Source organism: Fretibacterium sp. OH1220_COT-178, assembly GCF_003860125.1.
Taxonomy (GTDB): Bacteria; Synergistota; Synergistia; order Synergistales; family Aminobacteriaceae; genus CAJPSE01.
On sequence record NZ_RQYL01000009.1, the window covers coordinates 61,886 to 72,439 of the forward strand.

The 10,554-nt window shown below is 65.7% G+C and carries 7 protein-coding genes; 5 read left to right on the top strand and 2 right to left on the bottom strand.

The window, feature by feature from the left end; all coding sequences use genetic code 11:
- Positions 1-62: 62 nt before the first annotated feature.
- From purD to EII26_RS05470, 5 genes are all read left to right on the top strand, one after another.
- Positions 63-1,337, top strand: coding sequence for a phosphoribosylamine--glycine ligase (purD, locus tag EII26_RS05450; RefSeq protein WP_124888135.1), 1,275 nt, complete (start codon positions 63-65; stop codon positions 1,335-1,337).
- On the top strand, positions 1,327-5,070 hold the full coding sequence (locus tag EII26_RS05455) for a phosphoribosylformylglycinamidine synthase (protein WP_124888136.1): 3,744 nt from the start codon (positions 1,327-1,329) through the stop codon (positions 5,068-5,070). The genes purD and EII26_RS05455 overlap by 11 nt, the downstream gene beginning before the upstream one ends.
- 3 nt (positions 5,071-5,073) lie before the next feature.
- Positions 5,074-5,778: a phosphoribosylaminoimidazolesuccinocarboxamide synthase gene (gene purC / locus EII26_RS05460; RefSeq protein ID WP_124888137.1), complete on the top strand. Its 705-nt coding sequence runs from the start codon at positions 5,074-5,076 to the stop codon at positions 5,776-5,778.
- A gap of 4 nt (positions 5,779-5,782) precedes the next feature.
- The gene (gene purF / locus EII26_RS05465) at positions 5,783-7,219 is read left to right on the top strand and encodes an amidophosphoribosyltransferase (RefSeq protein ID WP_124888138.1); all 1,437 of its coding nucleotides are present in this window, start codon (positions 5,783-5,785) and stop codon (positions 7,217-7,219) included.
- A 129-nt stretch (positions 7,220-7,348) separates the two neighbouring features.
- Entirely contained in the window at positions 7,349-8,863 is a 1,515-nt protein-coding gene (locus EII26_RS05470) for an IMP dehydrogenase (RefSeq protein WP_124888139.1), read from the top strand.
- A 737-nt stretch (positions 8,864-9,600) separates the two neighbouring features.
- Here EII26_RS05470 and EII26_RS05475 read toward each other — a convergent pair.
- Together EII26_RS05475 and EII26_RS13675 are read right to left on the bottom strand one after the other, a co-directional pair.
- The gene (locus tag EII26_RS05475) at positions 9,601-10,182 is read right to left on the bottom strand and encodes a hypothetical protein (protein WP_124888140.1); all 582 of its coding nucleotides are present in this window, start codon (positions 10,180-10,182) and stop codon (positions 9,601-9,603) included.
- Position 10,183: 1 nt separating this feature from the next.
- Positions 10,184-10,447 (bottom strand): polymorphic toxin type 35 domain-containing protein, encoded by a 264-nt coding sequence (locus EII26_RS13675; protein WP_446718751.1) that lies wholly within the window; start codon positions 10,445-10,447, stop codon positions 10,184-10,186.
- Between the last annotated feature and the right edge of the window lie 107 nt (positions 10,448-10,554).

A 10,554-nucleotide genomic window follows, 5' to 3' on the forward strand; every position in this document is an offset into this window, starting at 1 on the left:
GCGAGCCCCGTTTGCGTCGACGCAGCATCCGAGCGGGTCGCCTGCTTGAGGAGGAGCGCGTGATGAACGTCATGGTCGTAGGAGGGGGCGGACGAGAGCACGCCATCGTGGAGAAGCTGGTCCGCAGCCCGCGGATCGGGAGCCTCTGCGTGCTTCCGGGCAACGGGGGCATCGCGGATCTGGCCGAGTGCGTGCCGATACCCGCGACGGACCTCGATTCGATCGTGGCCTTTGCGGCGGAGCGCTCGATCGACTTCGCCGTGGTGGCGCCGGACGACCCTCTGGTGATGGGGCTGGTCGACCGCCTGGAGGCCGTGGGCGTGCGTTGTTTCGGCCCCAATGCCCGGGCTGCGGCCATCGAGGGCAGCAAGGCCTATGCCAAGGACCTGATGCGCCGGTACGGGATTCCGACGGCCCGGTACGAGGTCTTCGACGATGTGGACCGGGCCCTGGAATACGCTGCGTCGGCGAAGGGGCCGATGGTGGTGAAGGCCGACGGGCTCGCGCGGGGAAAGGGCGTCGTGGTGGCGGAGGACGCGGTCCAGGCCGGGGCGGCGATCGTCTCCATCATGCGGGACCGGGTCTTCGGGGCGAGCGGCGAACGGGTCGTCATCGAGGAGAGGCTGAGCGGGCCGGAGGTCTCGGTGCTGGCCTTCACGGACGGACGCACGATCGTTCCGATGGTCTCGTCCATGGACCACAAGCGCGCCTTCGACGGGGACACGGGGCCGAATACGGGCGGGATGGGGGCCGTGGCCCCGAACCCGTACTACGCCCCGGAGATCGCCGACGCCTGCATGGAGCGGATCTTTCGTCCCACGGTCGAGGCGCTGAGGGCCGAGGGGCGCCCGTTCAGGGGATGCCTGTATTTCGGACTGATGCTGACGGAGGAGGGGCCGAAGGTGATCGAGTACAACTGCCGGTTCGGCGATCCGGAGGCCCAGGCGGTGCTGCCGCTTCTGGAGAGCGACCTGTTCGAGATCCTGCTCGCCGTTTCCGGGGAACGTCTGGCGGAGGCGGACGTCCGGTTTGCGGATGGGGCGTCCTGCTGCGTGGTCGTGGCCTCCTCGGGGTACCCCGGTCCCGTCCGGGACGGAATGGAGATTTATGTGGGCGCGGGCCTGCCGCCCGAGACGATCGTCTACCATGCCGGGACGAGGCGGGAGGGCGGACGCCTGAGGACGGCGGGGGGCCGCGTGCTCTCGGTTACGGCGGTCGCTCCGACGGCGGAGGAGGCGCGCGCTCGCGCCTATGCGGCCGTCGGGCTGATCCATTTCGAGGGGGCGCGCTTCCGGAACGATATCGGCATGGCGGGAGGGAGCATTCATGGTTCATAGGCTGTATGTCGAGAGAAAAGCGCCGTTTCAGCAGGAGGCCGAGTCGCTTTGTGCGGAGCTCCGGGATGTCGTCGGGGTTCGGTCGCTGGAGCGGGTGCGGATTCTGAACCGGTACGACGTGGAGGGCGCGGACGACGAGACGCTGCGCGCGTGCCGCCGCGCGGTGTTCGCCGAGCCGCAGACGGACTACCTGCCCAATGGCGTTCCGGAGGGCGTGCGCGTGCTGGCGGTGGAGTTCCTGCCCGGCCAGTACGACCAGCGTGCCGATGCGGCGGAGCAGTGTTTCGAGCTCCTCTCGGGGGGGACGCGCCCGACCGTCCGGACGGCGCGCCTCTATCTTTTGTACGGGGCGCTGGACGACCGGGACTTCATGGCCGTGAAAAAACATCTGGTGAACCCGGTCGAGTGCCGCGAGGCGCAGCTGGAGGAGTACGCAACGCTCGCCGCCGAGCACCCCGTGCCGGCGGACGTCCCCGTGCTGGAGAACTTCCGCGGGTGCGGCGACGCGGAGCTTGGGGCGCTCGTCGCGGAGTACGGGCTGTCCATGACCGCGGACGACCTGAGGTGCTGCCGCGAGCACTTCCGCTCCGAGGGACGGGACCCCACCCTGGCGGAGATCCGCGTGCTGGACACGTACTGGTCGGACCACTGCCGACACTCCACGTTTCTGACGGAGCTCGATTCCGTCGTCATCGAGGACGATCGCATACGTGCGGCCTGGGAGCGCTACCTGGGCGTGAGGCGCGATCTGGGCCGGGAGGGCCCCGTGACCCTGATGGACATGGCGACGATCGGGGCGCGTTGGCTGGGCGCGCGCGGATCGCTGCCCCATCTGTTCGAGTCGGAGGAGGTCAATGCCTGTACCGTCAGGATCCCGGTGGACGTCGACGGTACGGTTCGGCCGTGGCTGCTGCTGTTCAAGAACGAGACGCACAACCACCCAACCGAGATCGAGCCGTTCGGCGGGGCCGCGACCTGCATCGGCGGGGCGATCCGCGACCCGCTCTCCGGCCGTGGCTACGTGTACCAGGCCATGCGGGTCACCGGCGCGTCGGACCCCCGGCGTCCCATCGGGGAGACCCTGCCCGGAAAGCTGCCGCAGCGCACGATCGCGACGGGCGCCGCGGCGGGCTACAGCGCCTACGGCAACCAGATCGGGGTCCCTGCGGGGCTTGTGGACGAGATCTACCACGACGGCTACGCCGCCAAGCGCATGGAGATCGGCGCGGTGATCGCGGCGGTGCCCGAGGAGAACGTGCGGCACGAGCGCCCGGAGCCGGGCGATCGCGTGCTGCTGATCGGCGGGCGGACGGGACGGGACGGGTGCGGCGGCGCGACGGGTTCGTCCCGGGCCCACACGGCGCAGTCGCTCGAGCTTTGTGGGGCCGAGGTGCAGAGGGGCAACGCGCCCGAAGAGCGGAGGCTCCAGCGCCTCTTCCGCAATCCGGAGTTCTCGCGCCTCGTCAGGCGCTGCAACGACTTCGGCGCCGGAGGCGTTTCCGTTGCCGTCGGGGAGCTGTCCGACGGGCTCGACGTCGATCTGGATGCCGTGCCGCTCAAATACGCCGGCCTGGACGGGATCGAGATCGCGATCAGCGAGTCCCAGGAGCGTATGGCCGTCGTCGTGGCCGAGCCGGACGTGGAGCGCGCCGTCGCCCTCGCGGCCGGAGAGGGGGTGCGGGCGGCGGTGGTCGCGCGGGTGTCCGGGGACGGCCGGCTCGTCCTGCGCTGGCGCGGCCGGCGTATCGTCGACCTGCCGCGCTCCTTCATCCGGAGCAACGGGGCCGAACGGCACGCCGAGGCGTTCGTGCCGTGTCCTCGGGCCCACGAGCCGTCCGTCCCCTCCGGCTTCGTTGAGGGGCTCCGGTCGGTCGCGGAGGACCTGAACGTGTGTTCCAAGCGGGGCCTGTGCGAGCGCTTCGACGCCACGGTCGGGGCCAACACAGTCCTGATGCCCTTCGGGGGCCGTCGACAGCGGACGCCCATCCAGGCGATGGTCGCCAAGATCCCCCTGACGGAGGGCGAGACGACGACCTGCTCCGCCATGGCCTGGGGCTTCGATCCGTTCCGGTCCTCGGCCTCGCCCTTCGACGGGGCCTACCTTGCGGTGGTGGAGTCCGTCTGCCGGCTCGCCGCCGTGGGGGCCGACCTCGGCATGTGCCATCTGAGCTTTCAGGAGTATTTCGAGCGCCTGGGGCGCGACCCGAGGCGCTGGGGAAAACCGGTGGCGGCGCTGCTCGGTGCGCTGTCCGCGCAGCTCGATCTGGGCGTGGCGTCGATCGGGGGCAAGGACTCGATGAGCGGCTCCTTCGAGGACCTGGACGTGCCTCCGACCCTGGTCTCCTTCGCCGTGGCCACGGCCGACGCCAGGCGTGTCGTCTCCCCGGAGTTCAAGCGCCCGGGCTCGCGGGTGGTGCTGCTCCGTCCCCGGTATCGTGGCGCGCTGCCCGAGCCGGAGTCGATGCGCGGCCTTCTGGAGCGGGTCGGGGGGCTGATCCGATCGGGGGCGGTGCGGGCCGCCTTCACGCCCACGTTCGGGGGCGCGGCCGCCGCGGTGCTCAAGATGGCGCTCGGGAACGGCCTGGGCTTCGCGTTCGGCGACGGCGTCTCGCTCTCGGAGCTCTTCGGGGCGGACCGCGGCTCGTTCGTGCTGGAGCTCGAGGACGGTGCGGAGCTCGGCGGCGGCTTGGACCGCGTCGAGCTGGGGCGCACGCGGGAGCTCCCCGAGCTCTCGTGGCGCGGGGAGCGCGTCGGCCTGGACCTTCTGGAGTCGGTGTACGAGGAGGTCCTGGAGGGCGTCTACCCGACGCGCTGCCCCTCGAAGCCGGCCTGCGGCGGCGGGATCCCGGACTGCGGCATCGCGGCGCCCGAGCCCTCCCTACCCCTTCCGCGCGTTCCCGTCGGGACGGCTCGGCCCGGGTTCCTGGTCCCCGTCTTCCCGGGGACGAACTGCGAGTACGAGACCGCCCGGGCGGTGGAGCGCGCCGGGGGGCGGGCCGAGGTGACGCTGGTGAACACGTTGTCCCCGGAGGCGATGCGGGCCTCGACGGAGCGGTTTGCGGAGCGCCTCCGCGCATCTCAAGCCCTCCTGATTCCCGGCGGGTTCTCGAACGGCGACGAGCCGGACGGGTCCGGAAAGTTCATCGCCATCTTCCTGCGGAGCCCCGCGGTGCGGGGTGCGGTGGAGGCGCTCCTGAAGGAGCGCGTCGGTCTGATCTGCGGGATCTGCAACGGGTTCCAGGCCCTGATCAGGACGGGGCTCCTCCCGTACGGGCGCATCATGGAGCCCGAGGAGCTGGCGCGTCCGGGCGGGGAGGCGCCGACCCTGACCCTCAACGCGATCGGCCGCCACCAGTCCCGGATGGTCCGGGTCCGCGTGCTCTCCAACCGGTCCCCCTGGCTGGGACGCGTCCGGGTGGGGGACGTGTACACGGTTCCGATCTCCCACGGGGAGGGGCGGTTCGTGTGTTCTCCGGAGCCGCTGAAGCGGCTGGCGGAGTCCGGGCAGGTGGCGACGCAGTACGTGGATCCGGAGGGCCGGCCGACGATGGACATAAGGCACAACCCCAACGGGTCCGACTGGGCGGTGGAGGGGCTGCTTTCGCCCGACGGGCGCGTGTTCGGCCGAATGGGGCACGCGGAGCGCGTCGGTCCGTACCTGTACCGGAACGTCGAGGGCGTCTACGACATGGGGATGTTCGAGTCCGCCGTGGAGCACCTGAGAGGAGAATAGAGGATGCGGAAGGGGACACAGCTGTACGAGGGCAAGGCCAAGAAGGTCTACAGGACGGACGACGAGCGATTCTTCGTCATCGAGTACAAGGACGACGCCACGGCGTTCAACGGGGAGAAGAAGGGCACCGTCGCCGGAAAGGGCGTGGTGAACAACCGGATGAGCAACATCCTGTTCCGCATGCTCGAGTCGCACGGGGTGGAGACGCATTTCGTCGAGGAATTGAACGATCGGGAGACCGTCGTGAAGGCGGTCCGGATCGTCCCGCTGGAGGTCATCGTGCGCAACGTCGCGGCGGGCTCCTTCTCGAGGCGGTTCGGCGTGGAGGAGGGGATGGAGCTGAGGCGCCCCACCCTGGAGTTCTGCCTGAAGGACGACGCGCTGGGCGACCCGATGATCAACGACTCTCAGATCCTGGCGCTGGGGCTGGCGGACGAGGAGGAGCTGAGGACGATGAGCGCCGTGGCGTTGCGGGTCAACGATCTTCTGAAGGACTACTTCTCCGGGATCGGCGTCCGGCTGATCGATTTCAAGATCGAGCTGGGCCGGTACGAGGGGCGGATCGTCCTGGCCGACGAGATCTCGCCGGACACCTGCCGGTTCTGGGACGCCGAGACGAACCGGAAGCTGGACAAGGACCGCTTCCGCCGGGACCTGGGCGAGGTGGAGGAGGTCTACCGGGAGATGCTCGAGAGGGTGAGCCGGTAGCGGGATGGACCGTCTCTGGGAGGACACGCTGCACGAGGAGTGCGGCGTCGTCGGGGTGTATCGGCGGGAGAAGGACGCGTCGGGAGCGGTCTATTACGGACTTTATGCGCTTCAGCACCGGGGACAGGAGAGCGCGGGGATCGCCGTGAACCGGGGCGGGCACATCGAGCCGTACAAGGGGCTCGGTCTGGTGGGCGAGGTCTTTCGCGGGGCCGCGCTCTCGGGGCTCGAGGGAAACATCGCCATCGGCCACGTGCGGTACTCCACCGCGGGCGGTTCGGACGCCCGCAACGCCCAGCCGCTCGTGGCGCGCAGCCGGATGGGGGACATCGCGCTGGCGCACAACGGCAACCTGGTCAACGCGGACAGCATCCAGGAGACCCTGTCGGACGCCGGGGTCCTGTTTCAGACCACCACCGACTCCGAGTCCATCCTGAACCTCATCTGCCAGCATGGGAACACCCGGGGCATCGAGGCGGGCATCCGCAACGCGATGAGCCTGATGAAGGGGGCGTACGTCCTGGTCCTCACGACCGGGGACAAGCTGATCGGGGTTCGGGACCCGCACGGGCTGCACCCGCTGTGCGTCGGCCGGCTCGAGGACGGCTGGGTGCTGGCGTCGGAGAGCTGCGCGCTCGATGCGGTGGGGGCCGAGTTCGTCCGGGACGTGGAGCCGGGCGAAATCGTGATCGTGGACTCCGGAGGATTCCGCGCGCTCGAGCCGGTGCAGTGGTGCCGCAAGAGCCTGTGCGTGTTCGAGCTCATCTACTTCGCGCGTCCGGACAGCGTGGTGGACGGGGTGAGCGTCTACGATTTCCGGCGCCGCGCCGGCGCCCTGCTCGCGGCGCGGAATCCGATCGGGGCGGACATGGTGATGGCCGTGCCCGACTCCGGGGTCCCCGCGGCGATCGGCTACGCCGAGGCGTCGGGGATCCCCTACGGCGAGGGGCTGATCAAGAACAAGTACATCGGCCGGACCTTCATCCAGCCCACGGACGCGATGCGGGAGGACGCCGTGCGCATCAAGCTCTCGCCGATCCGGTACAATATAGAGGGGAAGCGCCTGATCGTGATCGACGACTCCATCGTCCGGGGCACGACCTGCCGCCGCATCGTGGGTCAGCTCCGGGGTGCCGGCGCGCGCGAGGTGCACGTCTGCATCACCTCGCCGCCGGTCCGCTACTCCTGCTATTTCGGGATCGACACGCCCTGCCGGGAGAACCTGATCGCGGCGCGGAAGTCCGAGGGGGAGATCCGGGAGTTTCTGGGCGCGGACTCGCTGACGTACCTGGACGAGGAGGCCCTTTCGACGGTCTGCGGGAGAAAGCGCCTCTTCTGCCGGGCTTGTTTCGATGGGGACTATCCCATGGAGGTCCCCGTCGGTGCGCGGCCCTCGTGTTTTTGCAAGGAGGGTGGGGAGGGCTCGGACCCGGCCGCCTGAGGAGCGTGCCGTTCCGGCCCGAAGGCCGCCCCGGAGACCGCCCTTTTTCCGCTGGGGCGAAGCATCCGGGGCGAGGTGTTTTGCGCACCCGCGCGAGGCGGTGCGCGTCCGTAAGGAGAATCGCAGAAAATGGCCTATTATTACGAGGAACCTTCGCACACGTTTTCAGAGTACCTGCTGGTCCCTTCCTATTCCTCGGCGGAGTGCATCCCCGCGAACGTCTCCCTGCGGACGCCGCTGTGCCGCTTCCGGCGGGGGGAGCGTCCTCCTCTGGAGATGAACATCCCGCTGACCTCCGCGATCATGCAGTCGGTCTCCGACGACCGGCTGGCGATCGCCCTGGCGAAGGAGGGCGGGGTGTCGTTCATCTACGGCTCTCAGACCGTCGAGCGCCAGGCCGAGATGGTGAGGCGGGTCAAGCGCTACAAGGCGGGGTTCGTCGCCAACGACTCGTCCATCGGCCCGGACCAGACGCTTGCCGACATCCTGCGGCTTCGGGAGAGGACGGGGCACACCACCGTCGCGGTCACGCACGACGGGTCGCTGACGGGCCGGCTTCTGGGCATCGTCACGAGCCGCGACTACCGCGAGAGCAGGATGATGCCGGAGACGCCCGTTCGGGACTTCATGACGCCCATCGAGAAGCTGGTCTACGCCCGCGACGGGGTGACGCTCAGCGAGGCCAACGACCTGCTCTGGGAGCACAAGCTGAACGCCCTGCCGGTGGTGGACGATCGGGGCAACATGGTGGCGTTCGTGTTCCGCAAGGACTACGCGATGCACAAGGAGAACCCGCTGGAGCTGCTGGACGCGCACAAGCGCTACGTGGTCGGTGCGGGGATCAACACCCGCGACTACGCCGAGCGCGTTCCCGCGCTGGTGGATGCCGGAGCGGACGTGCTGTGCATCGACTCGTCCGAGGGGTTCACGGAGTGGCAGCGCCGCACGCTCTCCTGGGTCCGCGAGCGGTACGGGGACGCGGTGCGGGTCGGGGGCGGGAACGTCGTGGACGCGGACGGGTTCCGCTTCCTGGCGGACGCGGGGGCGGACTTCGTGAAGGTGGGGATCGGCGGCGGGTCCATCTGCATCACGCGCGAGGCCAAGGGAATAGGGCGCGGGCAGGCCACGTCCGTGATCGAGGTGGCCCGTGCGCGCGACGCCTACTTCGAGGAGACGGGGATTTACGTGCCGGTCTGCTCCGACGGCGGCATCGTGATGGACTACCACATCACGCTGGCCCTGGCGATGGGCGCCGACTTCTGCATGCTGGGCCGGTACTTCGCGCGGTTCGACGAGAGCCCCACCAACAAGGTGATGGTGAACGGGAACTTCGTCAAGGAGTACTGGGGCGAGGGGTCGTCGCGCGCACGGAACTGGCAGCGCTACGACACGGGCGACGCCGCGGAGCAGAAGCTGTCGTTCGAGGAGGGCGTGGACTCCTACGTGCCCTACGCGGGCAGCCTGAGGGACAACGTGGCCGAGACGCTGAGCAAGGTGCGCTCCACGTTCTGCAACTGCGGCGCGCTGACCATCCCCGAGATGCGGGACAAGGCCCGGCTGACCCTGGTCTCGTCCGTCACGATCGCGGAGGGCGGAGCCCACGACGTGATGATGAAGGAGACCATGAAGCGGACCGGGAAGTAGGACGGGGCACGGGAGGCGGCCTGGAAGGGCCGCCTCGGTTTTTCGACTCGTAAGACGTGAGGAGATTTATGGCCGGCATCACATGAGGCATTTTGAGTTGCCTTGCTGACCGAGGAGCATAACGTAGCCAAGCGGTGCCAAGAGAGGTCCCCTTGGCGATGGGAAAAATTGCTCCCCGATCGTCCCGTTACCCCTTTGGCGCGTTGGGATGTTTCATCCTATCCCAATGCCCCCGACCGCCGCTTCTCCAGAAATCGATGGCTCTCGCCTCGAATTGTCACAAGCGTACTGTGGTGCAGCGGACTGGAATACGCATACCACGAACGGGGACGTCCGCAGTCGGTGCCATTTCAGCGGTTGTGGGGGCCTTCTTCGATTTTTCAGGAAAGAGGAGCTGAATCGAAGGTGTTTTCGCAACCAGGGGGAACTCAAGCGTTCCGAATTTGTGTACATCGATGGCTTTTACAACCCCAAGTGGCCTCATTCCGCCAATGGCGATCTGTTGCCGGACAAAAAGGAGGTCATGTTAAAAACACACCACCCTCATATCTTGATTGGCTCGTTTTTCGTGTCCTTTTTCTTGACTATGGTTCAATAGAACGGGTGGCTGGTCGTCGCGTCAACATCGCCGCTGTCCATCTCAATGTGCAACAGCGACGGCCACGAGGCTCTGCTTCATCTGGGGTGCTTCCAGAACTGCTGCCCCATCTTATTCTCTTTAAAAGCTTCCAGAACTATTAAGAACAAACCTCTCTAAAGTACTCCTCAATAATAGTATCGCCAGGAAAATACTTACCAAGGAGCGGGACTAACTGTTTCTTGGTTTCCAGATACTCATCATTGCCATTTGCAGTTACAAACTGATATGATCCTACAAAGTGAAGTTTTGCCAACAAATTATTGGGTTCTTGTCTGGCTGCCTTCTCCGACATTTCATTGCCTTTAGATTCCCATTTCAGATACAGAGCCCCGGACTTATCTTCGTCAAGTTCGTCACGATAAAACAGGTAAGGAAACATCGAAATCATATATCCGCCCATCCATAAAAAGCGGATATCCTGATTGAAATGTTCCAATCCATACGTCGTGCATTCGATAAGCGTATCCTGAAAGGCATCCCACGACAGGCCTTTTGTCCCTTCTTCAACTTCCCATTCACAAAGCAAATACCAACATTCCGAAAATAACCTGAGAAACAGTTCGATGCTTTCTCGATCTTGATCCCACAGGCTATACAACAGGGCCCGAGCGTCTTCCCATTTTAGATCATTTTCAAGTTCCGATAAACCGTCAATTACAGCAAAGACTGGGTTTTTCATCTCACCTACGCTCCCATGCATCAGAGATTCTTAAAATTCCATCTACAACTTTATATGTAACCTCTATAAATTCCCTTACGAACCCTTGAGATGTCCATATAAAAACTTTCACCGTTTTTATCCATACTGATCCATAAGACTTTTCCGTTCCAACTGCTAAAACCGTTGCTATAGTAGCCGTAATTTTATCCCAATCTTTGGGGTCTTTGGGATCGAAGCCAAGCTTTTGTTTCCAATTATGTTTATCTTGACTAATATGTTTTATGGTTCCTCAATATTTAGAGTGGGTAAGGATGAGTTCGAAATTGTCAGAAGTGGTATAGTAGAGACATTATGAAAGACATTCAAGTGTTTGAAATCGCGCTTGGGCTA